This is a genomic window from Rhizobium pantanalense, from assembly GCF_030182525.1.
In the GTDB taxonomy this organism is placed as follows: Bacteria; Pseudomonadota; Alphaproteobacteria; order Rhizobiales; family Rhizobiaceae; genus Rhizobium.
Genome location: NZ_JAQJCH010000009.1, coordinates 140290 through 164570 on the forward strand (window position 1 = coordinate 140290; position 24281 = coordinate 164570).

Here is a 24281-nt window from a genome sequence, read left to right on the forward strand (position 1 = left end):
TTTCAGGCGGTTCGCTTTTGGCGAAGATAATCGACGTGGTTCGATGCTGCCGAGGCGATCGTGTCGAGCTGGGTCGCAGCACGGATCAGCGTGTGGCGGGTCGAGATGTCGGGCTTGCTGATCGAGTAGGAAAGATGTCGGGCGGCCGCGCGCGAGACTTTTGCGAGACGAGCAGGATCGCCGCGGCCGAGCTGACGCAGCACGACGTTCAGTGGTTTGGCAAGATGAGGGTGCTCTCTTGCCAGTTCGGCGAGCGTGATCGCAGCCTCGCCGATTGCAAGTGCGGCAAGCATTCCCCTTAGCTCGTCTTCCCCCTGCTTCTCGGGAACACCGACATTCGTCGCGGCCTGGCCTGCCAGGCGGTCGGCCGTCCTGCTCAGCCAATGCTCTCTCGTCCAATGGACCGGGGACCGGCCGATATCCGCCAGGTCGCGCAGCGTGGCGCTTTGCAGGCGTCGCCTCTTTGCCGGCAGGTTGGATGGAAAGAGCAGCGTGAAGACGAGTACCCCCGCTCCCACACCAAGGATCAGCGCCAGGGCACCGTTCATGAAAGAAGCTGCATCGGCGCGGCTGGTATTATCCGGGCCGACCAGATCCAGAAACAGGAAGGCGAAGCTCGTTGCCAGGGCGGCAGTGCGGACGTTGCGCATGGCAAGGCCGGTTGCAAACATGATGATGCCGATGACTATGGCCAGTTCGGTAAAGTCCGACAGCATCGGCAGGATGGCGAAATTGCAGATCGCTGCCGCAATCACCGCGACGAGCCCTCCTTTGAGGAAACCCATTCCGCCGACGACCGGATTGGGCCGGGTGGCAAACAGGGCGCATATGACACCGAGGATGACGATGAAGCTCGGGCCGGATGGCCAGGCGGTTGCGATCCAGAACCACGATCCGATGATGATGGCGACGAAGGTGCGAATGCCGTTTTGAACTGCGTCGCGATAATCGACGTGGAAGGAGAGCTTTAGCTTTGAGGAGGGGGCTTTCTCGTCCGAGAACAGGGCCTGTCGCGTGAGTGCGCCATGGGCGGCTTCAAGCAGCCTGTCGAGGTGATCCAGGATCAGAAGCCGAGGCGGGATCGCATGATCGGAGGCGACAGCAGTTTCGGAGAGTGCAATCCGAACATCTGCCCGCAATCCGGCAATGATATTGGAAGCGACCGGTGATGCGGAGCCGATGGCGTCAAGCGTCATAGCTGTTTTTTCGACGAGAGATTCATCGAGATCTGGTCGCGCTGCCAGATGCTCGCGCAGAGATTGGGCGATCGCCATCTGGGTCAGCATCGCGACTGCAGCACCGCGCAAATGGCCAAAACGGCTGCGCACGGAACGGGAGCTTGTAGCGGCATATTCCGCAGCGGCATCCAGTTCCAACGCGCCCGTCAGCAGCCGCTGGAAACCCGAAGTGTTGGTCTGGCCACGCAATGCGCGCGCGCAGAGATCGCAGACCTGTCGGAGATATGTTGCCAGGCGGTTTTGTGTTTCCTGCAATGGAGTGCCTGGCGCGAAGATGGTGGTGAAAATCGCTTCCGTCATGATCCCGAGGGCAATGTAGATCACCCGTGCCACCGCAATGTCGAAGACTTCGATCGGTGAACCGATGGAATCGAATGCAACGATAGCCGCGGTGTATCCTGCCAACACGGCACCGTAGGCGCGAAAATTGCGCAAGCCGGTGGCGAGCGCCGTGCACAGTCCCAGCCATAGGGCGAGCGACAGAAGGAACAGCTCCGGCGCCTGCGCGAAAAGCGCGACCATGGTCGCCGCAGCGACGGCCCCGATGACCGTGCCCAAAATTCTGTATTGGCCTTTTGAAAGGCTCATGCCGCGGTTGGATTGAGCAACGATCCAGACCGTCATCGGCGCCCATTTCGGATCATCGAGATTGAGCAGGAAGGCGATATAGAGCGCGACGAGCGACGCTGCGGTCGTTCGCAGCGCGAAACCCACCGCCGGCCGCGTCAACCACGGTGGCGACGCAAGTCCATGTGCCAAAGAGCTGAATAGTCGTGCTGAGTTAAGAGGTGCCACGGTCATGCGCGTAGCCATAACGGTATGGACGAATAAGGATAATGGCGTAAATTCAGGATATATTATTGCTGAAAACGGTAGAATATGGCCAGGGACCTCGAGAGCATTCGGATTTTTCTGCGCGTTGCGGAACGCGGCAGTTTCACGGCCGCCGCGACACAACTGCGGCTGCCTTTGACGAGCGTCAGCCGCCGCGTGAAACAGCTCGAGGACGATCTCGGCGTTCAATTGTTGTATCGCACGACCCGGCGTGTATCGGTCACGGATGCCGGGCGCGATTATTACGAGCGCTGCATCAGGGCGGAGGAGATACTGGAGGAGGCGGACCAGACAGCACGCGCGGTGCGCATCGAGCCACAGGGTATGCTGCGCGTCCTTATGCCCTATACGCTCGGCCTGAGTGTCGTGGAGCCAAGGCTGGGCGAGTTTCGGCAGAACTATCAAAAGGTGCAGCTGGCCCTGACTTACGACAATTATCCCCTCGACCTGATCGAGCACGGCTTCGACGTGGCACTGCGAACGGGACCGCTCTCCGATTCCGGCTATTCTGTGCGCACACTCGGACGGTCTCGCGCCCACCTCGCCGCAAGCCCCGCCTATCTCGACAGGTTCGGCCGACCGGAACGTCCACAGGATCTCAGGGAGCATGCCGTGATGATGATGAGCGCCGGCACATCTTTGGCGACGGTGCGCTTGCTCGACGAGGCTAGCAATGTGGCCGAGGTCGTCGTCAAGCCGATCCTGATGTCGAACGAGGTAACGACCATCATCCGCCAGGCCGTTGCCGGTGCAGGCATAGCGCTGGTATCGCCTCAACTCGCCGCGCAGCATTTTGCGCGGGGCGAACTCGAAGCGGTTCTCCCGCAATGGCAGCGAGCCGATGATATCGAGCTCAATGCACTCTTTCCAAGACGCGCTACGTCGGATCGAAAGGTGCGCAGTTTCGTCGATTTTCTCGCCGAAGTGTTCAAGGATTGGCGGGGCTAGCGGCTGCTCAATCCGCCCATTCCGGATCCGTCGTAAAAGCGATCGTCAACCAGCGGTCCGGTCCTTCGTCGCCGATCGCTTCGCCGATTTCGTCGCGGATATGGTCCCATTCCTCCAGCTTCTTCGCCGGTCTATCCGGCGGAACAATGAAGTAGAGTTCGATCTGCTTGCCGCGGCCGACCCGCGCGACATAGGAGCGGTAGGATAAGAAATCGTAGCGTCGAACGATGTCGGTCGCGACGCGATCGACATGTTCCCGAAGATCCGCAGGTGTCACGAGCAGGATGTCGGCGAATGCCTGCTTGATCGTTCCGATCGGCATGGGAATGACGATGAGGCAGACGAGAGCCAGAGCGACCGGATCGACATAGGGCGATATCCATTGCAGGTTCGTTCCCTGAATGAAAAAGCCGAAGATGAAGGCAAGCAGCAGCGCGCCGCTCAGGCAGCCTGTCATGATCCAGGCCTTGGCGTCCAGTGCGATGAAATTGGATCTGAGCGTCTTGTTCGCGCGGTTGCCATAGGCCGCCATCAGGAAGGCGATAATCATGGTCAGCACCGCGTAGATGATGGCTTGATCGAAAGAGAGATGACGGCCGCCGGCCATGATGCTGCCGATGGCGTTGATCAGGGCATAGACCGCGGCTCCCGTCAGGAGGACGCCATTGAGGCCAAGCACCATCGGCTCGAGGTGCCAGAAGCCCATGGTGAAATGCTTGGCGAATTTGCCGGCGGATGTGGTGTTCGTCGCGGAGGATATGATCAGATTGGAAACGATCAACGCCACGATCGTCATGCTTGCATCGGTAAGCGCGTAGACGCCGTCAAAGACGATCGCATAAGAGCCGGAGAGAATGCCGAAGAGGATACCGGCTACGGCCAGAACGAACGTCACGATGATGGAAATGCGCAGGACGCTTTGTTCGGTCGTCACTTCTTAATCTCCGGCTAGAGCGCGGCATGCATTTCGAATAATCTGGCATGCACGCCAGACTTCTATCGCGTCATATGTCTCAAGCCAATCGAGATGGTTCTGTCATGAAATACCTCTTCAAGCGTAAGCTGAGAGGCACTCAATCACCTCAGGATCGGCGTGGTCTGTCGCTCTCGCCCTGGCGTCTAAACTCGCTCGGCGTGACGCCCACCAGCTTCTTGAAGTCACGGGCGAAGTGGAATGGATCGGGGTAGCCGCATCTAGCGGCGATCTTGCCGATCTGCTCATCCGTTACCACCAGTAGCCGCTTGGCGGCATTTACGCGCTCGTGCCGCAGCCAGTCGATAGGCGTCGTTCCCGTTCTCTGACGGAAGCGGCGGAACAGTTGTGCTTGGCTCATATTGGCGGCAGGCGCGAGCTCTGCCACCGTCCAGGCGCGCGCCAGATCGGCTCGAACCGTCTCCATGACCCGCTGCAGGCGCTGAACGGCGCCGCCAACGTCACCATTGTAGGCCCGCTCCGATACCAGTGAAGAGATCAACTGGGCGAGCAAGGCGAAGCACTGGCCGTCGGCAATGAAGCCTCTTCCTTCCACTTCACCGAGGATTCCCTCGAACATGCCTTGTAGATTGTGCACAGTCTTCATGTCGAAAACCGGATTGGCCACCACGCCAAGGCTGTCAAACAGAGTATCGAGCCCATATCCGACAAATCCCACCCATAGATAGGACCAGTGCGCATGGCGTGGCTCACAGCGATGCGAATACAACATTGAGGAGTCCAGCCACGCGATTGTCCCTTCATGCAGCAGGCTGGAAGCTCCGTTGACCTGCAACAGGCCTTTTCCGCCGAGGGTAAGGATCAGGGTGTGATGGTTGAAGCGGTGGGCGATCGGCATTTCCGCTGGCGTACAGATCCGGCGTCCGGCGGCGAGAAGCGTGTAGGGAAAGGCGCGGGACAACTTACCCGGAGTCTGGAAGAAAACGTCGTCAACGGGGAGGACGGGGAGGGTTGCTGGTGAAGTCGCTTTATCGGTCATGGCGACCTAACCCTATTGGGGAATGAGAGTTTTATCCATATGGCTGCGGTTGGCATCCATGTCTTTTCATGCCGTGCCGCTGTATTCTACGGCGATAAACCAGAATGGACAAAGGTCCTGATCATGCCGACGGCAACCCCAGCATTCGATCCGCTCAGCCAAGCGTTCACTGACGATCCCTATGCCGCTTACCGTGAGCTACGCGCCACTCCCGGTCCCGTCTATTACGAGAATTTCGACATATGGCTGCTGTCGCGCTATCAGGATGTAGCCGTTGCTGCCGCTGACAAGACGCTGGTGCGCTCGCTCGAATTCTTTCTTTCCCCGGCGGAGATACAGGAGCAGAAGGTTCGGCAGAATTGGCACGACATGCCGAACCATTCGCGCTTCGTGCAATTCAGCCTTCTGGATTCCGATGGTGAAACCCATGACCGGCTGCGCCGAAAGGTGTTCCGTGAATTTACCCCGGCACTCGTTGCGCGCCAACGCGGCATGATACAGGATTTCGTCGACCGCCTGCTCGATCGTCTCCTGCAGGCAGGTACGATCGATTTCGTCGAAGATCTCGCCTCGCAGGTTCCGGGGCACATCATCGGCGCGGTTCTCGGCGTGCCGGAGGAATATGCCGGGCAGCTGCGCAAGTGGTCGGAAGAGGTCGTGCAGTATTTCGATGTCGATCGCAGCGCCGAGCGCAAGGCGATCGCCGAACGCGCGACGACGGAATTCTACGAACTCCTCAAGGAACTCATCGCCGAGCGCGTACGCAATCCGCGCGACGATCTTCTCTGTCGGCTGACCGAGGCACATCTTGCCGGCGAGCTGACCGAAGACGAGCTCGTCTCCACCTGCATGCTGATTCTCATGGCCGGACATGGCTCGACCATCGATGTGCTGGGTAGCGGCATGCATGCTTTGATGCAATATCCCGATGCTCTGAGCAAGCTGCGGGAAACCCAAGCCGCAATGCCGACTGCCATCCAGGAAATGTTCCGCTTCGAGTCACCGCTGCCATTCTTTCATCGCTACCTGACGGAAGAAAAGACGATTGCCGGCACGCCACTGCCTAAGGGCACGAAGATCGGCCTGCTTTATGGCGCGGCCAATCGTGATCCGGAGCAATTTGACTCGCCCGATGTGTTCAATGTCGAGCGCACCCCCAACCGCCATCTGGCCTTCGGCGGCGGCGCGCATTTCTGTCTCGGCAATCATCTCGCGCGGCTGGACATGGAGATCATTTTCTCGACGCTCCTGCGACGCACCTGCGCGATTGAACTGCTGGATGACAGTCCCGCCTACAAGCGCGGGCTCTCGGTGCGCGGTCCACAACGTCTGGATATTCGTCTCATTGCCGCGTGAACGGGCTTACCGAAAATATGGAGAATACAATGTGTGAAATCGTGTTCATCGATTCCGCTGGCCGCGAGACGCGTGTTAAGGCGCAGGAGGGTGAGACTCTGATGGCTGTGGCCGTCAGGAGCGGCATCGATGGTATCGTGGCGCAATGCGGCGGCGCCTTGGCCTGCGGTACCTGTCATTGCTACATCGAGCAACCTCATCTCGATCTTCTGCCGCCGCCTTCGGAAGAGGAAGCGATGATGATCGAATTCGTGATGGAGCCGGCACCGAACAGCCGCTTGAGCTGCCAGATACTCGCAAGCAGCGTCGTCGACGGCATGCGTGTCGTCGTGCCGGATAGTCAGCACTAGGGGCAGGCACGTCGATTGCGGGTGAGACGGATTCCCGGGTTCGTATCCACAGTTCCCGGTATAGAAAGATTATCATTGCATTTGGGCCGCTCCTTCTGCCGGAGCGGCTCTTTTTGTAGTCATGTCCTGGGCGATTGCGATCGGTGATATATTATTCATGAGTATTGAAGTATAGATTTTTGGCGCTTATAGGTTGTGCCTGCGATTCCCAAGGCTTCTCCCCTCTCCGAATCTGCTGTGCCATATGTCGGCGTAGAGCAAGCCTCGTCGCCCAGAGGTCAGGTTGTTTTTGATGGCTGAAAAACCCAGAATTCTTGAGCCGATCAACGAGATCCTGCACACTTATTGGAAATCTGATCGCAGGATGCTAGTGATCTGCGCGGTCGTTGTACTGCTCTCCAGCGTCAGCAGTGTCGCCGCTCCCTATGTCTTTTCCCGATTTATCGACCGCTTGCCGCGAGATGGCGCTATTTGGGGCGTGCTGCAGGGCTTGCTGGTCTATGCTTTGTTGCTGGGGGCGTCTTCCGCTCTCCAGCACATGGTTCAATATCTTTCGCTGATGAGTTCCCAGAACCTGGGCTTCATTGCGAGAACGCGCTTCTTCGAGCGCATCTTAAAAAAGACGGCCGCCTTCTTCGTTGAGCACAATCCGAGCGAAATCCAGACCGCGAGTGCGGGTGGCAGCAATGCCTTGACAATGCTTGTTCAGCTTGGGCTCATCGTTTTCATTCCTGGTCTCATCCAAATTCTGCTCACGCTTTTGACGCTCGGCGCACTCATCGATATGCAAGTAACCCTGATCGTCGCAGCTTATGGTGCAACGACGATTGCGCTGACTTTGATCTCCGTTCGCCGCGCGCGCGTCTTTCTGGATAAAGCGATAGAGGCTGGCCAGGAAAACGCGCGCTTCGTCGGAAATGCGATGAACGCGATGGAGACACTTCGTTACTTCGGCAGCCATGACTGGATGAAGCGGCGTTTTACGGCCAAGGCGGCGGAGGTTAGGGACGCCTGGCGTGGGTACGTCCTGCAGCGTGTCGGTTATATCGCAGTACTCGGACTGGGGCTTTCGGTGCAGTTCTCAGTGACCTTTCTATTGCTGCTGCCACGTTATAACGCCGGCGAGGTGACGGTCGGCGATATCGTCCTGTTCAATACCTTGTTGCTTCAACTCAACATGCCATTCGACATGATGGCACATACGATCGACGACCTTGCACGTTCGCGTGCAACGCTGGCGCCAATGGCAGGCATGTGGCAGGCACCGGAAGAACGCCAGGTGTCGCAGGCCACGGCCTTTGCAACGCGCGATGGGCGGCTGGTGTTTGACAGGGTTGGCCATGCCTATGGGAACGGCCGCGGCGTGACGGATGTCAGTTTTGAGGCGGAGCGTGGCGGGATGACATTTCTCGTCGGCGAAACCGGTTCCGGCAAATCCACAATCTTCAAGCTGGCGCTTAAATCGATCGAACCGGATTCCGGCCGCATCCTCATCGATGGCATCGACCTCACCTCGATCGATCGCGCCGACTGGTACTCGGCGGTTGCCGTCGTCCCGCAGGACGCCATTCTGCTCAACGAAAGCCTTGCGGAGAACATTCTGCTTGGCCGACCGAGAGATGAAGGGCGGCTGCGCCTAGTGGTGGAGAAGGCGGCGATCCTCGGCTTCATCGATGCTTTACCCGAAGGTTTCGAAACCACGGTCGGCGAGCGCGGACTCAAGCTTTCCGGAGGCGAGCGTCAACGCATCGCGATTGCGCGCGCTCTTTACGGCGATCCAGCCATCCTCTTTCTCGACGAGGCAAGTTCGGCGTTGGATGAGGCGACGGAGCGCGACATCATGGAACATATCCGCGGGCTTGCCCACGATGTCACGGTGCTGGCGATCACCCACAGGCGTTCCGTGATCGCTCCAACGGATAGGGTGGTGAATATGAGCCAGCCTGTCCAAGCATAGGCCATCGACCGGTCTTACTTAAGCTGCTCCGATGCCAGGAGATCGGCATAGTGGGCGCGAGCGACATCCGGGTGGGAGCGCAGCCGGCTCTTCAGCTGGTTTTGGCCGACTTCGCGGAAGATCGGATTCAGGGGGTCGACCGAGATGCCGCGCTCCGATCGTTTCAGATCTTCCGGCAGTTCGATGACGGGGATCGTCGCATCCGGTCGGGAACCGAGGAAGAAGGCGACGGAGAAACGTTCGACGCCGGCAGGCGGTGCGATGACGTCATGTACGTCGGCGCGGACGAAGCCGTTCGTCGCAAGCTCGAGCAACTCGCCGGTATTGATGACGAAGGTGCCCGGCGCGGGTGGCGCGTCGATCCAGACGCCGTCTTCCGTGCGCACGCGCAAGCCGGGCGTGGTGTCCTGGAGCAGCACGGTGACGAAGCCGCCATCCTTGTGGGCGCCGACGCCCTGGTCCGTCTCGGCGACGTCGCGGCCGGGATAGCGGATGATCTTCAGAAGCTGCGAGGCCTGCGGCTCATAAATATCGGCGAAGACGTTTTCCTGCTGGCCGAGAGCTGCGGCGATCGCCTTCAGAATGTCGATGCCGATGCGCGTCACCTCGGCCTGATAAGCAAGCAGCAGAGGTTTGAGTTCCGGCAATGCCTCCGGCCACTGGTTCGGTCCCTGGAGGCGCCGCCAGGCCGGCGTATCCGGGCCGATCTCGAAGGGTGTGCTTTCGGTGTTGATGTCGAGCTGCTCGCGCCAATCCTGTTCGCCACGGGTGCGCTCTTGGCCGGCGCGATTGTAGCCGCGGAAATGCGGTGACTTGACCATCTCGATCTTGAGCTTTTCTTCCATGGGCAGCGCGAAGAAGCGCTTAGCCGTGGCCACCACGTCAGCAATCAGCTTGGGATCGACGCCGTGCCCCGTCAGATAGAAGAAGCCGTGATCGTAAAGCACCGTGCGGAGCTCGGCGATAAAGGCCTGATGTTCTGCGGGCGAAGCATAGAGGCGCGACAGGTCAAGCGTTGGAAGCGATATGTCGGAGCCGGTCGGCGCGGTATAGGAGGTCAATGAGGTTTCCTCTTTCAAGCTCGTCTTTGTTCTTGGGCCGTGACGCCATCGCCTGCCTGTTCTGTGCCGTGATGACGCAAACCGCCCTTATGGATGGAGGCAAGGCTAGAAGCCCTTCGACACTAAGGCAAAGAAGATAATCTCAAAGATCGCTGAGCTTTTGGAATGGTTTTTACAGCCGTCATTCTTGCGACTACCGCTTACGCGAATAGTTCTTGAATTCGCAGTTCACATCAATTTCTGCGCAAACGCATCCAGCTCATCAACACTGCCTATCCGTGTCAGCGTCTTGCCTGCATCATGGGCTTCGGTACACAGGCGGCGAATGCCGGGCATCCAGTCCTGCTCGATGTCCCATATGGTCCGGAACAGATCCCGTGTCGGCGGCATCGCCGAAAGTCCGCCGGGTGTGTTTTCGAGCTTGCCCGACTGCCAGGCGATCTGCCGTTCTGCTGCAAACCAGAAATGCATCCACAGCGGCATATCGATGAGGATGATCTCGGTCGCGCGATCTATCCGTGCCGGGATCGAATTCTTGTGCCCCAGGCCATCGATGACCCAATTCTCACCGGATAGGATGCGTTCATGCTGCTCGACATAAGTCTCGATCGGTGTGGGAATCCAGCCTTCTTGCCAAAGCAGCCTGTCGATCTCGAAATGGGGAATCGCGTGGCGCTCGCTCAATTTGCGGGCGAGGGTGGATTTCCCACCGCCTGCATTTCCTAAAATGGCGATACGCGACATTGGATGATGACCTGACGATTCGAGCCTATCGGAAACCCGGCAAAGATGCCGGAGTTTTTATGAAGCTATTCCTTTGCTGTTGCAATTGATGCGACGGCAGGAGACTCAGGCTGCGTCGCGCCGCACGAAATGCTGAATGCCAGCGGGATTGGTGACGATGAGGTTGCGTATGGGATTTGGCACCAGGTCGAACCGGTTGAGCCCGGCCAGCGTGGAAGGTGCCCAGCGAAATTCGAGGTCGGCACTGCCGTCCTTCACCCGATGCACGATTTCCGTTTCGTGAAATGGAAATGGCTGCAGCAGCTCCGCCTCGTAGTAGAAGCCGAGTTCGTGAACACGTCGTCCGGCATATTCGAAGAAATTCTCGATAATGAAGCGCAAGGGGCCGATGGTCGCCTTGCAGCCGATTTCCTCTTCGATCTCGCGGGCAAGTGTCTCGGCGCCTGCCTCATGAAACTCCACCGGACCGCCGGGCAAAGACCAGAAGTTGTCAGTGAGCGTGCGGTGAATAAGGATATGACTGCCGTGGCGGATCAATGCGCCGGCGCGCAATTGAAAGCGGGATTCTCCCGAATCCATGACGATCATGGTTCGCGCCGTTTCTGCCGCCATGGACGGCCCTCCGATTGCGAGACGAGATGGAAATCATTTGCCAGATACCAGCATCCGGTTCTCAGATATAGTGAAGCAGTTTGAAGGTTGTTTTTCGTTTGCGTCGTTTCCCCTAAATCGAGCAGGTCCGGGCAATGCGTTTCGTAAATCCAATTCCCTTCGTCAGCGATATCGAGCGTTCGAAGGCGTTCTACGGTGAGTTGCTGGGCCTCAAGATCTTGAATGACTTCGGCAGCTTCGTGCTGTTTGAAACCGGCTTTGCGATTCATGATGGAAAATCGCTGGAGCAAACGGTCTGGAGGAAAAGCAGCGAAGCATCCGAACCCTATGGGCGGCGAAACATCCTTCTCTATTTCGAACATGAGGACGTGGATGCCGCCTTCGAGGCGATAGCGCCACATGTCAATCTCATTCATCCCGTCGAAAGGCAGGACTGGGGGCAGCGCGTATTCCGCTTCTATGATCCTGATGGTCATGCGGTGGAGATCGGCGAACCGCAACCGGACCTGATAGCCGGTTGATCCTTGCTGCCGTTAACCTGAAGCGACGGAGAATGGAAATGCGATCGCAGTATGTTCTCCAATGCGAGCCGGTTTGGCTGCACGCGAGCTCAAGGCGATGTATGATCTGCCTCGCACCGATCGTTGTTTGACATATCACATCATCATGAAACGGATCTCATGCTCATCGCCCAGATTAGCGACATTCACGCCAGCCCGACGAATGACAGCATGGCGCGGCTTGACCGTGCCGTATCCTGGTTAGCGGTCCTTCAGCCGGATTTGCTGGTGGTCTCCGGCGACCTGGTTGATGGGAGTTGGCCCGAAGGCTATAGCCTCATATCGACATCGCTCCATCGCCTTGCCTGTCGTTCATTGATCCTTCCGGGTAATTCGGACGATCGAGCCGTCATGCGGGCGATCATGCCGCAACCGGATTATTGGCACGACCGGCCGGCAATGCATTTTATCGAACCCTGCGGCGGGTCTGTCATAATCGGGCTCGATACCTGCGTGGATGGCGAGGCCTATGGCGATGTCACGCAACATCTTTCCTGGTTGCGGCGGGCGTTGGCGGGTAGCCCGAATGGCACGGCGTTGCTTTTCACCCATCATCATGTGTTCCCTTGCGGTATTCCTCCGTTGGATGCGGTCATGTGCAAGGGTACGCAAGCCTTGGCGGGTCTGCTGAAGAGCGGCATTAGACTGCCGGCTGCTATTTGTAGCGGTCATGTTCATCGGAGCATGTCAAGCCTGTTCGCGGGCATTCCTGCCTATATATGCGGTTCCATATGTCCTGCCAATCCGCTGATGCTCAACGCATCTCGCGTGCCGCAAGCAGCGGACCCTCCCGCCTTGATGATTCATGATCTGAGACATGGTCATCTCGTCAGCAGCCATGTTTCGGTCTGAGGCAATTTCCTCCTTGAGGCCGAAATAGACCGGTTCCCAGGCGCCTATGACGAGGTTGGCCCGTCATCACTAGGTGCGGCGCCAACCTTCGAAGGCTGAGCATTCTTTGCCTTGCAAAGAATCGGATCAGAACAGCATTCTTTTCAGGACCTCATCCTTACGGACGAAATGGTGCCAGAGCGCTGCCAGGATATGCAGACTGACGACGGCATACAGGCAATAGGCGCCATACTCGTGAATCTCGGCGGCTGTTCTTTCCAGGCCCTTATCGAGCGGCAGCAGATTGGGCCACTGGAAGAGGCCGAACCATGGCAGGTCATGGCCGCCGGCAGCGGATGTGATGTAGCCCGCAAGCGGCATCAGGATCATCAAGATGTAGAGCAGGATATGCGCGCCGCGGGCGGCATAGTGATTGAAGACGCCAAGTGGCCGTTGATAAGCAGGCTCCCCTAGCGAAAGCCTGAGCGGCAGACGGATGGCGATGAGGAAAAGCGCCGTCATGCCGAGGGACTTGTGTATGTCGAGAAGGGCGCGACGCAGCGGTATGCCCGGTGTGAGGTAGGAACAATAAAGGCCGATGGCGAGCGCCGAGATGATGACGATGGCCATGAGCCAATGCAGAAGCCGTTGTGACGATCGGTAGCGGGTAGTGGGCGGCTCTACTGTGATTGCTGTCGTGTCGGACATCGGTTTCTCCGGTCGTCTAGGGGTTACGGCGCGGATGCGGTCATCGGTCGGAATATGGTTGAATTGAGGGCCTTTCCGTTCACCTTCTCGCGAGCGGATATTTATCGACCGCCGGCGATGTGACGTCGGGTGCCAGCCAGAGGCTTCATTCCGGTTTGCAAAAGCGACTTTCTCGTCGGAAGTTGTGTCGGCCACACCCAGCTCTATCCGGCACTATTGCTCCGGTTTGGGAGGTGCCCGGTTTCTTTCGCTGGCGCTGGAAAGGATCTCGCAGCTTTCCGTGTGAGTCTGCGCTCGCGTTTCGGCGACAACGGCCTTCGTACAAATGCCGATCTCATGTCCTTCGATCCGGAAGAAGGCGATTCCTCCGGCCTCGAGCGCCAAACGCAACTGCGCCTCCGTCGCCCGATGCAGGCTATGGCGGTTGCCTTCATAGTCGCGAATCGTGCTGCGCGATACGCCGGAGCGGTCGGCAAGTTCCGTCTGCGTCCAATCGAGGAAGCCGCGGGCTGCCCGGCAGAGCGCTGGTGTCAAAATCATCGCCATCTTACCTTGACGCAGGGTTCGAAGCTGCCCATATTGGGCGATATTTGTCATATAGGACATAATACACCGGATTTCTAGGGGTTTTGCCGTCGTGGCAGTCTGGCGTGATCCGGCCAAGCGAAGGAATGACGTTTTGGGATAACTGGCGAGCCTCTCTTTATTCTAGCACTTTTGGCTCTGCCGTTTATCGGAAGTCTTCTTTCCGTATGCCTCTTGCGCACGCAGTCGCGGCGCGGCCCGGCCTGGATCGCCGGAGCTGTCACATTTCTGGCACTGTTGATTTCCGCAAGCTTCTATCCTGCCGTCAAGGACGGCGGCGTTGTCCGTTATAGCATAGAATGGCTGCCGCAGCTCGGGCTTGATTTCAGCCTCAGATTGGATGGTTTTGCCTGGCTGTTTTCGCTCGTCATCACCGCCATCGGCTTTCTCGTCATCGTATATGCCCGCTACTACATGTCGGAAGAAGACCCGGTTCCCCGCTTCTTCTCCTTCCTGCTCGCCTTCATGGGCGCGATGCTCGGCATCGTGCTGTCGGGCAATGTCATTCTGCTTTCGATATTCTGGGAGCTGACCAGCATCTTCTCCTTCCTGCTGATCAGCTATTGGCACAACACCGCCGCCGCCCGCGACGGTGCCCGCATGGCGCTGACGATCACCGGGATTGGCGGGTTCTGCCTGCTGGTCGGGCTGATCCTGCTCGGCCATATCGTCGGGAGCTACGATCTGGACAAGATCCTCGCGTCCGGCGATATCATCCGCAATCATCCGCTCTATCTGCCTGCGCTGATACTCATCCTCCTCGGTGCGCTGACGAAGAGCGCGCAGTTTCCGTTCCATTTCTGGCTTCCGAATGCGATGGCGGCGCCGACGCCGGTCTCGGCTTATCTGCATTCCGCCACGCTGGTGAAGGCCGGTGTCTTCCTGCTGGCGCGCTTCTGGCCAGTTCTCGCCGGCACCAACGAGTGGTTCTACATCGTCGGTGCCGCCGGCATCATCACCCTGTTGCTCGGCGCCTATTTCGCCATGTTCCAGCAGGATCTCAAAGGGCTGCTCGCTTATTCGACGATCAGCCATCTCGGTCTCATCACCACCCTGCTTAGCCTCGGCAGTCCGCTTGCGACGGTTGCCGCCATCTTCCACATGCTGAACCACGCGACCTTCAAGGCGTCGCTGTTCATGGCCGCCGGCATTATCGATCACGAGACCGGCACGCGCGACATGCGCCGACTGAGCGGTCTGTTCCGCTATATGCCGTTCACCGGGGCGCTGGCGATCGTCGCGAGTGCCGCCATGGCCGGCGTTCCGCTGCTCAACGGCTTCCTGTCGAAAGAAATGTTCTTCGCCGAAGCGATCGAAACCCATGCGGATTCCATCCTCGATCGCATGCTTCCCTATGTGGCGACGCTCGCAAGTGCCTTCAGCGTTGCCTATTCGCTGCGCTTCATTCAGACGGTGTTCTTCGGGCCGGCGCCGACCGATCTGCCGATCGCCAAGCCGCATGAGCCGCCGCGCTGGATGCGTTTCCCGATCGAACTCCTCGTCGTGGTATGCCTGGTCGTCGGTATCGCTCCGGCGCTTTCGGTGGCACCCTTCCTGCATGCGGCCGTTGTCAGCGTCCTCAACGCCGATACGCCGCAATACAGCCTTTCGCTTTGGCACGGCTTCAACCTGCCTCTTATCATGAGCATCGTCGCATTGGTTGGCGGCACGGTGTTCTATTTCACTTTCAAGGATTATCTGTCGCGATGTGACGACGGCCCGCCCATCTTCCGCCGCCTGAAAGGGCAGCGAATCTTCGAGCGAGTGCTGGTCGAGGTTTCCTGGCATTGGGCGAGAACCGCCGAAAAGCGGATCGGCACGCGAAAGCTGCAGCCGCAGCTTCGCTGGGTCGTGGTGACGGGGTTTGCGGCCGGCCTGCTACCGCTTTATCTGTCCGGCTTCGAAGCCAAGCATTTTTCCTTCCTGGGCGCCGATCCGGTCTTCGCCGCAGTTTGGGCGATTGGTATTTGCCTTGCGATCGGCACAGCCTTCTTTGCCAAATATCATCGGCTTGCTGCCTTGGTGATGCTGGGCGGGGTTGGATTGATCGTCTGCATGACGTTCATCTGGCTGTCGGCACCGGACCTCGCGATCACCCAGCTTCTCGTCGAGATCGTCACGACGGTTCTCATCCTGCTGGGTTTGCGCTGGCTGCCGAAGCGGACGGAAGGGATCGACGATACGGTCGATTTGCGCGCCCGTTTCCGCCGCTTCCGCGATCTGGCGCTCGCCGTCATCTGCGGCGTCGGCATGATGTTCATTTCCTACGCCGTCATGACCATGCCGGTGCCCGATGCCATCGCGAATTATTTCCTGGAGAATGCCTATTCGAAGGGCGGCGGCCGTAATGTCGTCAACGTTATCCTGGTGGATTTCCGTGGCTTCGATACGCTGGGCGAAATCGCCGTCCTCGGTGTCGTTGCCTTGACCGTCTATGCGCTGCTGCGTCGTTTCCGCCCTGCGCCCGACAGCATGGAGATGCCGGAACAGCAGCGGATCCAGAACCGTTTCGACGAAGAACGGCCGGAGCGTTCGGCCGGCGATACGGTGCGCGACTATCTGCTCGTGCCCTCCGTCATCATGCAGTGGATGTTCCCCTTCGTGATCGCGCTGTCGGTCTATATCTTCATGCGGGGGCATGATGCGCCAGGGGGGGGCTTCTCGGCCGGCCTGACGCTCTCGATCGCCTTCCTGCTGCAATATCTGGCCGGCGGTACGCGCTGGGCTGAGGATCGCATCCGCATCCTGCCGCTGCGGTGGATGGGCGCCGGGCTTCTGATCGCGACGGTGACAGGTATCGGCGCCTGGTTCTTCGGCTATCCGTTCCTCACCTCGCATTTCCAGTATCTCGACGTGCCGTTGATCGGCAAAGTGCCGGCGGCAAGCGCGCTGCTCTTCGATCTCGGCGTCTTCCTGCTCGTCGTGGGATCCACGGTTCTGATCCTCGTCGCGCTTGCGCACCAGTCGATCCGTATCAACCGCCTGCGGGCGCTCGATGCCGACAAGGCAAAGGGGGATTGATGGAACTCATCTTGTCCATTGCGATAGGTGTGATGACGGCTTGCGGCGTCTGGCTGATCCTGCGTCCGCGCACCTATCAGGTCATCATCGGGCTGTCGCTGCTCTCCTATGCCGTCAATCTCTTCATCTTCGGCGTCGGCGGCGTGAAGACGAATGTGCCGCCGCTGCTCGGCGATGGCACCGCAACGCACGCTCTGGCAGACCCGGTGCCGCAGGCTCTGGTGCTGACGGCAATCGTTATTGGCTTTGCGACAACGGCTCTCTTCCTCGTTGTGCTGCTTGCCTCGCGCGGCCTGACCGGTACTGATCACGTTGACGGACGGAGTGACCGGAAATGACAGGCTGGTCGCATCACCTCATCATCGCGCCGATCCTTGTTCCGCTGATTGCGGGCGCACTGCTGGTGTTCATCGACGAGCGTTCGCGCACGCTGAAGGCACTCATCAGCCTGGCGGCAACGCTCCTGCTGGTAGTCATTGCACTTGTGCTCTTCCGTGCAGAAGGCGGATCGCCGGGGCTGGAGCGCGCCTATCTGCTGGGAAACTGGAGCGCGCCCTTCGGCATCGTGCTCGTGCTCGATGGCTTGTCGGCACTCATGCTGCTGCTGACATCCATCGTCGCCGTCGCCGCGCTGATATTCTCGCTCGCGCGCTGGCACGCGGTCGGCGCGCATTTCCACACCATGTTCCAGCTGCTGCTGATGGGCGTCAACGGCGCGTTCCTGACCGGCGATCTCTTCAACCTCTTCGTCTTCTTTGAGGTCATGCTGGCGGCATCCTACGGCCTTCTGCTGCACGGCTCCGGTCCGTTGCGCGTCAAGGCAGGCATGCATTACATTGCCGTCAACCTCGCGGCGGCGCTGCTCTTCCTGATCGGCGTCAGCCTGATCTATGGCACGGCGGGAACGCTGAACATGGCGGATCTTGCCGTGCGCATCCCGGAAATGTCGGCCGATCGCCGCATGCTGATGCAGGCGGGCGCCGGCGTGCTCGGCATCGCATTCCTCATCAAGGCCGGCATGTGGCCGCTCTGCTTCTGGCTGCCGACGGCCTATAGCGCGGCTTCCGCGCCGGTTGCGGGCATATTCGCGATCCTCAGCAAGCTCGGCATCTACGTCATCCTGCGATTGACCATGCTGCTGTTTAGCGCCGGCCCCTCCGCGGGCTTCGGTGCGACCGTGCTTCTCTATGGAGGGATGGCAACTCTGATCTTCGGAACGGTCGGTGTGCTGGCGTCTCAGGCGCTTGGCCGGCTTGCCGGCTTCTCGGTGCTGGTCTCATCCGGCACGCTGCTGATGGTAATCGGTATCAATGACGGCTCCATCTCGTCCGGCGCGCTCATGTATCTCGTCAGTTCGACGCTGACGATCAGCGCCTTCTTCATGCTGATCGAGCTCGTCGAGCGCGGCCAGGATGCCGGCGCCAGCGTTCTTGCCGTCACGATGGAAGCCTATGGCGATGCCGAGGAGAAGGAACCAGCCGAAGGCGTTGGGGTGACCATGCCCGGCACCATGGCAATGCTCGGCATCTGCTTTGCCGCCTGCGGCATTCTGCTGGCCGGCCTGCCGCCTCTTTCCGGCTTCGTCTCCAAGTTCGCCATGCTCTCGGCCATGATGGGAACCGGCGCGATCGGCATTCCGCCGAGCGCTGCGGTATGGGCGCTGATCTTGCTGGTCATTCTCTCCGGCATTGCCGCCCTGATTGCCATGACACGGGCCGGCATACGCACATTCTGGAGTTCGCTGGAGGGCACGGTTCCCCGTGTGCTTGTCATCGAGATATTCCCGGTCATGGGCCTGCTCGCCTTGACGCTTGCATTGACGATCTGGGCAGGCCCCGTCATGCACTATATGGATGCGACCATTCGCACACTCAGCGACCCGAACGTCTATGTCGATGCGGTTCGCAATGCGGTAGTTGCGCCCGCGAAAGCGAGAGGTCCGTGATGCTGCCTTATCCGCTCCTGGCGCTGAGCCTGATCCTGATGTGGCTGCTGCTGAACGGCTTCACGCTCGGTCAGCTTATCCTCGGCATCATCGTCGCCGTTTTCGCCTCCTGGGGCATGGCGTCGCTGCGGCCCGAAAAATCGAGGCTGAGGAAATGGTATTTGCTGCCCAAGCTCTTCTTCCGGGTCGTTTTCGATGTCCTGAAATCGAATGCCCAGGTGGCCTGGATCATCCTGAGGGGACGCTCGCGCAAGACGACGCCGGGCTTCGTGGTCCTTGAGCTCAGGGTGCGGGATCAGATCCCGCTGGCGCTGCTTGCGGTTATCCTGACCAGCACGCCGGGATCCGCGTGGCTGGAATATGATTCCAACGACAATACCGTGCTGCTGCATGTCCTCGATCTCGAAAACGAGGCGCAATGGCGCGATACGGTCGCCAATCGCTACGAGAGCCTGCTGATGGAGATATTCGCATGAGCGCCATGATCATCCAGATATCCGTAGCGGCCGCGCAGCTGATGATCGTGGCGGCCATGGCGATTGCTTCCATCCGCATGTTTCGCGGCCCGCGCGCGCAGGACCGCATAATCGCGCTCGACACGCTCTATGTGAATGCGATGCTGTTGTTGTTGACCTTCGGCATAGGCACAGGTCGTGTCGTTTATTTCGAGGCGGCGCTCGTCATCGGCATGCTGGGGTTCGTTGCAACCGTTGCATTGGCGAAATTCCTGATGCGCGGAGAGGTGATCGAATGAGCACGCCGTTCGAAAACATACCTCTGTGGGCCGCTATCCCCGTCGGTGGGCTTCTCGTAATCGGCGCTTTCCTGACGCTCATTGGCGCCATCGGTTTTCTGAGGCTTGGAACATTCTACGAGCGCATCCATGCGCCGACATTGGGAACGAGCGGCGGCATCGGGGCAATCATGATCGCGTCGATGATCTTCTTTTCGACTGCGACGCGGTCCCTCGTCATTCATGAACTGCTGATCGGTATTTTCATCACGGTGACGACGCCGATCACCTTCATGCTGCTCGCCCGCGCGGCGCTGCACCGCGATCGCGCCGAGCAGAACGGCAATGTTCCGCCTAAGCAATCGCCTCAGGAGACATCGACCGAGGGGCGCCTCTCGTAACGTTCAATCCGCCCGTTCGAGGCTTACAGCCAGCCGAGTGCGGTTGCCGCTCGGATTGCTTCGGCGCGGCGATGACAACCCAGCTTGCGGAACAGATTTCCGAGATGAAACTTCACCGTCACCTCGGAGACATTAAGGGTATGAGCAATGCGCTTGTTCGACATGCCGCTCGCGATCAGCTGAATCATCTGGACCTCGCGCTGCGAGAGACCACCCTGGAGGGCTTTCGCCTGTGGCGAGTTCACGGAGCTTGCAAAGAGCGAAAGCGCGGTGCGCACATCGGACGAGGTTTCGATGAAGCTGCGAATGCGCTGGTTCTTGAGAAGCGGCGAGAGAAAGATCCGCTCCTCGGAGAGCACGCCGTTGCAGCCAAGGCGCGTTGCGCCTTCAAGCGCCGATAGAAGATGCGCACGCGTCGCAGCATTGTCCCGGCGCTGATAGGCGCCATAGCTTTGCCATAGCTGCAGGGCGACTTTCTCGCGGTTGGTGACTTTCGGGTTGGCGATCAGCGCATCGATCTGGCGCGACAGATAGGGACGTGGTGTCGAGAGGCGCACGCTGTCGCGCAGCCATGCCATGGCATAGGAAATTTCGTCCCGGCGGGCCAGGCGCGTCAGCTCCTCGTTGGCGCTTTCCACCCAGTTGCGGCCGATACGCATTCGGACGGCGGAGAGCGTTGCTGCCGCATCGCTCCAGCGATTGGCATTCTGGTAAGCGATGGCGGTGCGGATCTCCATCATGGCGTGAAATTGCAGGCCCTCGGACAGATGGATCCAGAGCCCGTCGAGAAAGCCGGGCCTGATCACCATCGGAAAGTGATCGGCCAGCACCTGTGATGTATAGTGGAGAGCAAACTGCATCAGGCTCGGCCAGATTTCCGCGGCGGCAAAATCATCGAATTCGTTCTGAACGAATTGAAGAAGATCGCGGGGCCGGCCGGCTTCGTAGGAGATACAGGCTTCGGCGAGCCGCAGCATGCGGAATTCCGCCTCTGCTGCATGCGGCACCTGTTCCAGTTTCTGCCGTGCTTCCTGAGCGGCACGACGCGCGAAAAGAGCATCGCCGCTCATGAGACGCAATACCGTCTGATGCAGATGGATGAAGAATTCCAGCAGCGGCTGGCCACCCATATGGCCGAGATAGATCAAGGCGCGGGCCGCAGCGGCTTCCGCTTCACGGAAATTCCGGCGGCGGATTTCGAATTCCAGCAGCGCGTTGTAATAGGCGGCCCATTTGCCGTAATCGCCCATCGGATAATCCGCCATGAACTCGCCGAGGCGGGTGATCATGGCGTCCGTCGGCATCAGGTCCTCGGAAATCATGAGGTTGAGCCGGAACGTTCGCGCCGCAAAGGAAAAGCGCGATCCGCGCAGCAGGACCTTCAGCGGATCGAGATAGTCCGAACCCAGATGTTTGCCGACGAGGTGGCGCACGCGCTGCAATTCTCCGAGCTTCAGGAGCGTGCGAGCCATGGCAAAAAGCACGACTTCGTTGGTCGCGATCATCTCGTGGGAAAAGCGCATGATGATATCGCGAAAGGTCCCGAGGCTGTTTCGATAGATCAGCTCCAGACCCCGAGCGCGCTCCAGAATCTGCGCCGCATGGGCCTCGTGCCCATGATCGAGGAGCAGCGACATGGCGGCAAGCGCACGACCCGCCTGCTCGAAAGCGGAGGCTACCTCGATCACGGCGACGGTGGTTTCGAAGGTTGCCAGGCGTTCGCTGACGGCGTCTGTCAGGAGTGTCAGCAGTTCCTGATGTTCGTCCGGTGCCTCGATCAGGCGTGGTGGCAAAAGGCTCGTCCACTCCTCGACGGTGACAGGAGATCGCGTTTCGAGCCAGATGGAAAGCAGCGCGGTCTGTCCCGGCGAAAGGTGGCCGAGAAAATTCTCGCGCAGATAGTCGATGGATAGGCGAGGGTCCTTTTGGCGTGTCAACGGCAGGAAAACCGGCCAGCCGGCATAATCCCTGACCAACCGATTGGCTTCTTCGACTGGCAGTTCCCCCAATTCCTCAACGGAAAATGTTAGATCGCCGGCGTCGAGCGTCACCGAACCTCGATGCAGGATGAGCCGCGCCAGCCCGCTGATGCGCTGATCGGGGCGGCAGGCGATGACCAGAACGTCGACGGTCTCCAGGAGCTGAGCGGAAAGACGAGCCGATCGAGCGGAAACCGGTACGTCCCATAAGAGCCATCCATCCCTCACGTCGCTCATGCGCGGTTGCTGCAGGTTGCAGACCTCCTTGCCCATCGCCTTTGCAGCCATGAACAGGACTGTGCTCTTTCCGGCTCCCGCAGGAGCGCGCAGGAAGATGACGCCGGCGTGTTCCGTCGCGATGCGATGGCAGAGATGAGGTCGGGCAATCAATCTGTGCATGCGGTGTTTGTAGGCGCGTATTGAAAAATAACCTATACCATAAGGCTGAAAAACTATACCTCCAGCCGGTTGTCCGTCGTCCGCAGATGAGGATTGTTGTTTGTCAGTTAGCTGACGAACAAGGAAATTCTCGTCGATGCAGCAACATCCGTTGGTCGCGATCCTGACGCGGCTTGGCACCTTCGTTCTGGTCATGATCGCGCTTTCCATCATGATTTTCGCGTTGGCGCGCGTCGTACCGGGAGATCCCGCGCGCATGGCTCTCGGCCCTGCGGCAACGCAGGAGCAGGTCGATGCGCTGCGCGTACAGATGGGGTTGGATAAGCCGCTTCTGGTGCAATACGTCGACTTTGTCGGCAAGGCGCTGCAAGGCGATCTGGGGATGTCGCTGGTCTCGCAACGTCCCGTCACGACAGATCTGGAACAGACGGTGCCAGCCACCGTAGAACTGGTTCTCGTCTCCGTGATCTTCATGTTCGTGGTGGCCATTCCGCTCGGTGTCATCACCGCACATTTTAGGGATCGTGCGCTGGATCATATCGGCCGCATCCTGTCCTTGACCGGTGTGACCATTCCGAGTTTCCTGTTTGCGATCAGCCTGCAATTGCTTGCCGCACGTTGTCTGCCGAATTGGCCAATCATCGGCCGGCTCGATCATTCCCTGAGCTTTCAACCCGGACCGACCGGATTTCTATTGATCGACGGCTTGCTGGCCGGACGTCTGGATGTGTTCGTCGATGCGCTTCAGCATCTCGTGCTGCCGGCCTTCGCACTGGCCATGGCCGGCATCGGCCAGATTACCCGCATCACTCGTTCCTCCATGTTGGAGAACCAGCGCAAGGATCACGTTCTGACCCTGCAGAGTTTCGGCGTGCCGGAGCGGGTCATCATTTTCCGTTACCTTCTCAAGCTGTCGTCGATCGCGCCATTGACAATCATGGGCCTCGAATTCGCATCGCTGATCGGCAATGCCTTCGTCATCGAGATGGTGTTCGCCTGGGGCGGCTTCGCCTCCTACGGGCTGAACGCCATCCTGCAAAAGGACCTCAATGCCGTGACTGCCGTGGTGCTGGTCGCCGGCCTGTTTTTCATCGTTGCGAACCTGGTGGTGGATATCCTGATCTCGATGATCGACCCGCGCCTGCGCCGCAAGGAGGCACGCTGATGGCCGATATGAAGATGCTCGATGCGTCCGACCGCGCGCTGAGCACCGGTTACATGATGTGGTATCGCTTCAGCCGCAATCCGGCCGCGGTGATTGGCACGCTGATCCTGATTTCGGTCTTTGTGCTGGCGGTGTTCGCGCCGTGGCTGACGCCGTATCCGAAACATGTCGGCGCCGTGGTCGATTTCCGTGCCCGACACGTTGCACCCGATGCCGCCCATTGGTTCGGAACCGACAAAGTCGGTCGGGATATCTTTTCCCGCACGGTCTTCGGCATGCGCGTCTCGCTGCTTCTGGTCATCGGCGTGCTCGGCATTTCCGTGCCGATCGGCACCGTGCTCGGCCTGATCGCCGGCTACTCCGGCGGGTGGGTTGAAAAGATCATAACCGGCCTGACAAACGTGATGCTGGCAATGCCGCCGCTGGTCATGGCGCTTGCCGTTTCGAACCTGCTCGAGCCGAACCTGATGAACGCGATGATCGCCATAACGTTGCTTTGGTGGACATGGCATGCACGGCTGATCTACTCCGTTTCCAAGTCCATCGCGTCGGAAGATTACATCGAGGCGGCTCGCCTTGCCGGTGCCGGACCGATGCATATCCTCTTTCGCGAAATCCTGCCGAATTGCGTGGCGGTCATCTCCGTCAAGACGACGCTGGATGCCGCCTTCGTCATCCTGTTCGGCGCCACGCTCAGCTTCCTCGGCTTCGGTGTGAAGCCACCCATTCCCGATCTCGGTTCCATGGTCGCCGACGGTCGCCAGTTCATGCCCGATTACTGGTGGGAAGTCGTATGCCCAGGGGCCGCGGTCTTCTACGTAACGCTCGGTTTCAACCTCCTGGGTGACGGCTTGCGCGACATGTTCGATGTGGAGAGCTGA

At 59.3% G+C, this 24281-nt stretch carries 22 protein-coding genes and 1 pseudogene; 14 read left to right on the forward strand and 9 right to left on the reverse strand.

What is annotated here, in order from left to right:
- Positions 1-2 precede the first annotated feature (2 nt).
- Positions 3-1952 carry an FUSC family protein gene (locus tag PH558_RS23060; protein WP_285206750.1) on the reverse strand — a complete coding sequence of 650 codons (1950 nt, stop codon included), beginning with the start codon at positions 1950-1952 and terminating at the stop codon, positions 3-5.
- A 165-nt stretch (positions 1953-2117) separates the two neighbouring features.
- On the opposite strand from PH558_RS23060, the gene PH558_RS23065 reads away from it, so the two are divergent.
- The gene (locus PH558_RS23065) at positions 2118-3020 is read left to right on the forward strand and encodes a LysR family transcriptional regulator (RefSeq protein WP_285206751.1); all 903 of its coding nucleotides are present in this window, start codon (positions 2118-2120) and stop codon (positions 3018-3020) included.
- 7 nt (positions 3021-3027) lie between these two features.
- Here the strand turns inward: PH558_RS23065 and PH558_RS23070 are convergent, their stop codons facing one another.
- Both PH558_RS23070 and PH558_RS23075 read right to left on the reverse strand, forming a co-directional pair.
- A complete protein-coding gene (locus tag PH558_RS23070) occupies positions 3028-3954 on the reverse strand; it encodes a cation diffusion facilitator family transporter (protein WP_285206752.1) in 927 nt (308 codons plus the stop codon).
- 148 nt (positions 3955-4102) lie between these two features.
- Positions 4103-4993, reverse strand: coding sequence for a helix-turn-helix transcriptional regulator (locus PH558_RS23075; RefSeq protein WP_285206753.1), 891 nt, complete (start codon positions 4991-4993; stop codon positions 4103-4105).
- 123 nt (positions 4994-5116) lie between these two features.
- On the opposite strand from PH558_RS23075, the gene PH558_RS23080 reads away from it, so the two are divergent.
- The 3 genes from PH558_RS23080 to PH558_RS23090 all read left to right on the forward strand — a co-directional run bounded on the left by PH558_RS23080 (position 5117) and on the right by PH558_RS23090 (position 8656).
- On the forward strand, positions 5117-6349 hold the full coding sequence (locus PH558_RS23080; protein WP_285206754.1) for a cytochrome P450: 1233 nt from the start codon (positions 5117-5119) through the stop codon (positions 6347-6349).
- 29 nt (positions 6350-6378) lie between these two features.
- Positions 6379-6699, forward strand: coding sequence for a 2Fe-2S iron-sulfur cluster-binding protein (locus tag PH558_RS23085; RefSeq protein ID WP_095437356.1), 321 nt, complete (start codon positions 6379-6381; stop codon positions 6697-6699).
- 292 nt (positions 6700-6991) lie between these two features.
- Positions 6992-8656: an ABC transporter ATP-binding protein gene (locus tag PH558_RS23090; RefSeq protein ID WP_095437357.1), complete on the forward strand. Its 1665-nt coding sequence runs from the start codon at positions 6992-6994 to the stop codon at positions 8654-8656.
- A gap of 14 nt (positions 8657-8670) precedes the next feature.
- On the opposite strand, the gene PH558_RS23095 is transcribed toward PH558_RS23090, so the two are convergent.
- The 3 genes from PH558_RS23095 to PH558_RS23105 all read right to left on the reverse strand — a co-directional run bounded on the left by PH558_RS23095 (position 8671) and on the right by PH558_RS23105 (position 11073).
- Positions 8671-9717: an isopenicillin N synthase family dioxygenase gene (locus PH558_RS23095; RefSeq protein ID WP_285206755.1), complete on the reverse strand. Its 1047-nt coding sequence runs from the start codon at positions 9715-9717 to the stop codon at positions 8671-8673.
- Positions 9718-9945: 228 nt separating this feature from the next.
- Positions 9946-10461 carry a P-loop NTPase family protein gene (locus PH558_RS23100; protein ID WP_285206756.1) on the reverse strand — a complete coding sequence of 172 codons (516 nt, stop codon included), beginning with the start codon at positions 10459-10461 and terminating at the stop codon, positions 9946-9948.
- A gap of 105 nt (positions 10462-10566) precedes the next feature.
- Complete coding sequence (locus tag PH558_RS23105; RefSeq protein ID WP_285206757.1) at positions 10567-11073, reverse strand: NUDIX hydrolase; 507 nt, start codon at positions 11071-11073, stop codon at positions 10567-10569.
- 134 nt (positions 11074-11207) lie between these two features.
- Here PH558_RS23105 and PH558_RS23110 point away from each other — a divergent pair, with 134 nt between their 5' ends.
- Both PH558_RS23110 and PH558_RS23115 read left to right on the forward strand, forming a co-directional pair.
- Positions 11208-11594, forward strand: a complete 387-nt coding sequence (locus PH558_RS23110) for a VOC family protein (protein WP_285206758.1) — start codon at positions 11208-11210, stop codon at positions 11592-11594.
- 159 nt (positions 11595-11753) lie between these two features.
- On the forward strand, positions 11754-12485 hold the full coding sequence (locus PH558_RS23115) for a phosphodiesterase (protein WP_113407190.1): 732 nt from the start codon (positions 11754-11756) through the stop codon (positions 12483-12485).
- A 126-nt stretch (positions 12486-12611) separates the two neighbouring features.
- On the opposite strand, the gene PH558_RS23120 is transcribed toward PH558_RS23115, so the two are convergent.
- Positions 12612-13172 carry a cytochrome b gene (locus PH558_RS23120; protein ID WP_285206760.1) on the reverse strand — a complete coding sequence of 187 codons (561 nt, stop codon included), beginning with the start codon at positions 13170-13172 and terminating at the stop codon, positions 12612-12614.
- A gap of 321 nt (positions 13173-13493) precedes the next feature.
- Positions 13494-13778 (reverse strand): annotated as a pseudogene (locus tag PH558_RS23125) (helix-turn-helix transcriptional regulator); the annotation flags it as partial.
- A gap of 78 nt (positions 13779-13856) precedes the next feature.
- On the opposite strand from PH558_RS23125, the gene PH558_RS23130 reads away from it, so the two are divergent.
- The 6 genes from PH558_RS23130 to mnhG are packed head-to-tail and all read left to right on the forward strand — an operon-like array spanning position 13857 to position 19857.
- Complete coding sequence (locus PH558_RS23130; protein WP_350223820.1) at positions 13857-16778, forward strand: monovalent cation/H+ antiporter subunit A; 2922 nt, start codon at positions 13857-13859, stop codon at positions 16776-16778.
- Complete coding sequence (locus PH558_RS23135) at positions 16778-17116, forward strand: Na+/H+ antiporter subunit C (protein WP_015342763.1); 339 nt, start codon at positions 16778-16780, stop codon at positions 17114-17116. Before PH558_RS23130 ends, PH558_RS23135 begins: the two co-directional genes overlap by 1 nt.
- Positions 17113-18723, forward strand: a complete 1611-nt coding sequence (locus tag PH558_RS23140; protein WP_285206761.1) for a monovalent cation/H+ antiporter subunit D — start codon at positions 17113-17115, stop codon at positions 18721-18723. The genes PH558_RS23135 and PH558_RS23140 overlap by 4 nt, the downstream gene beginning before the upstream one ends.
- Positions 18723-19199, forward strand: a complete 477-nt coding sequence (locus PH558_RS23145) for a Na+/H+ antiporter subunit E (RefSeq protein ID WP_095437366.1) — start codon at positions 18723-18725, stop codon at positions 19197-19199. Before PH558_RS23140 ends, PH558_RS23145 begins: the two co-directional genes overlap by 1 nt.
- Positions 19196-19477, forward strand: coding sequence for a K+/H+ antiporter subunit F (locus PH558_RS23150; RefSeq protein WP_068393522.1), 282 nt, complete (start codon positions 19196-19198; stop codon positions 19475-19477). Before PH558_RS23145 ends, PH558_RS23150 begins: the two co-directional genes overlap by 4 nt.
- Positions 19474-19857 (forward strand): monovalent cation/H(+) antiporter subunit G, encoded by a 384-nt coding sequence (gene mnhG / locus PH558_RS23155; protein WP_113228633.1) that lies wholly within the window; start codon positions 19474-19476, stop codon positions 19855-19857. The genes PH558_RS23150 and mnhG overlap by 4 nt, the downstream gene beginning before the upstream one ends.
- A gap of 23 nt (positions 19858-19880) precedes the next feature.
- Here mnhG and PH558_RS23160 read toward each other — a convergent pair whose 3' ends face one another.
- Positions 19881-22235, reverse strand: a complete 2355-nt coding sequence (locus PH558_RS23160; protein ID WP_285206763.1) for a helix-turn-helix transcriptional regulator — start codon at positions 22233-22235, stop codon at positions 19881-19883.
- Positions 22236-22371: 136 nt separating this feature from the next.
- Between PH558_RS23160 and PH558_RS23165 the strand changes: the two genes are divergently transcribed.
- On the forward strand, positions 22372-23400 hold the full coding sequence (locus PH558_RS23165) for an ABC transporter permease (protein ID WP_285206766.1): 1029 nt from the start codon (positions 22372-22374) through the stop codon (positions 23398-23400).
- A complete protein-coding gene (locus tag PH558_RS23170) occupies positions 23400-24281 on the forward strand; it encodes an ABC transporter permease (RefSeq protein ID WP_095437370.1) in 882 nt (293 codons plus the stop codon). The genes PH558_RS23165 and PH558_RS23170 overlap by 1 nt, the downstream gene beginning before the upstream one ends.

What these genes read in the sequence shown, in the direction of transcription:
- PH558_RS23160 (WP_285206763.1), bottom strand. Translation starts at nt 22,235, where the DNA reads ATGCACAGATTGATTGCCCGACCTCATCTCTGCCATCGCATCGCGACG.
- PH558_RS23140 (WP_285206761.1), top strand. Translation starts at nt 17,113, where the DNA reads ATGACAGGCTGGTCGCATCACCTCATCATCGCGCCGATCCTTGTTCCG.
- mnhG (WP_113228633.1), top strand. Translation starts at nt 19,474, where the DNA reads ATGAGCACGCCGTTCGAAAACATACCTCTGTGGGCCGCTATCCCCGTC.
- PH558_RS23170 (WP_095437370.1), top strand. Translation starts at nt 23,400, where the DNA reads ATGGCCGATATGAAGATGCTCGATGCGTCCGACCGCGCGCTGAGCACC.
- PH558_RS23100 (WP_285206756.1), bottom strand. Translation starts at nt 10,461, where the DNA reads ATGTCGCGTATCGCCATTTTAGGAAATGCAGGCGGTGGGAAATCCACC.
- PH558_RS23080 (WP_285206754.1), top strand. Translation starts at nt 5,117, where the DNA reads ATGCCGACGGCAACCCCAGCATTCGATCCGCTCAGCCAAGCGTTCACT.
- PH558_RS23150 (WP_068393522.1), top strand. Translation starts at nt 19,196, where the DNA reads ATGAGCGCCATGATCATCCAGATATCCGTAGCGGCCGCGCAGCTGATG.
- PH558_RS23085 (WP_095437356.1), top strand. Translation starts at nt 6,379, where the DNA reads ATGTGTGAAATCGTGTTCATCGATTCCGCTGGCCGCGAGACGCGTGTT.
- PH558_RS23115 (WP_113407190.1), top strand. Translation starts at nt 11,754, where the DNA reads ATGCTCATCGCCCAGATTAGCGACATTCACGCCAGCCCGACGAATGAC.
- PH558_RS23110 (WP_285206758.1), top strand. Translation starts at nt 11,208, where the DNA reads ATGCGTTTCGTAAATCCAATTCCCTTCGTCAGCGATATCGAGCGTTCG.
- PH558_RS23145 (WP_095437366.1), top strand. Translation starts at nt 18,723, where the DNA reads ATGCTGCCTTATCCGCTCCTGGCGCTGAGCCTGATCCTGATGTGGCTG.
- PH558_RS23065 (WP_285206751.1), top strand. Translation starts at nt 2,118, where the DNA reads ATGGCCAGGGACCTCGAGAGCATTCGGATTTTTCTGCGCGTTGCGGAA.
- PH558_RS23075 (WP_285206753.1), bottom strand. Translation starts at nt 4,993, where the DNA reads ATGACCGATAAAGCGACTTCACCAGCAACCCTCCCCGTCCTCCCCGTT.
- PH558_RS23090 (WP_095437357.1), top strand. Translation starts at nt 6,992, where the DNA reads ATGGCTGAAAAACCCAGAATTCTTGAGCCGATCAACGAGATCCTGCAC.
- PH558_RS23165 (WP_285206766.1), top strand. Translation starts at nt 22,372, where the DNA reads ATGCAGCAACATCCGTTGGTCGCGATCCTGACGCGGCTTGGCACCTTC.
- PH558_RS23135 (WP_015342763.1), top strand. Translation starts at nt 16,778, where the DNA reads ATGGAACTCATCTTGTCCATTGCGATAGGTGTGATGACGGCTTGCGGC.
- PH558_RS23105 (WP_285206757.1), bottom strand. Translation starts at nt 11,073, where the DNA reads ATGGCGGCAGAAACGGCGCGAACCATGATCGTCATGGATTCGGGAGAA.
- PH558_RS23120 (WP_285206760.1), bottom strand. Translation starts at nt 13,172, where the DNA reads ATGTCCGACACGACAGCAATCACAGTAGAGCCGCCCACTACCCGCTAC.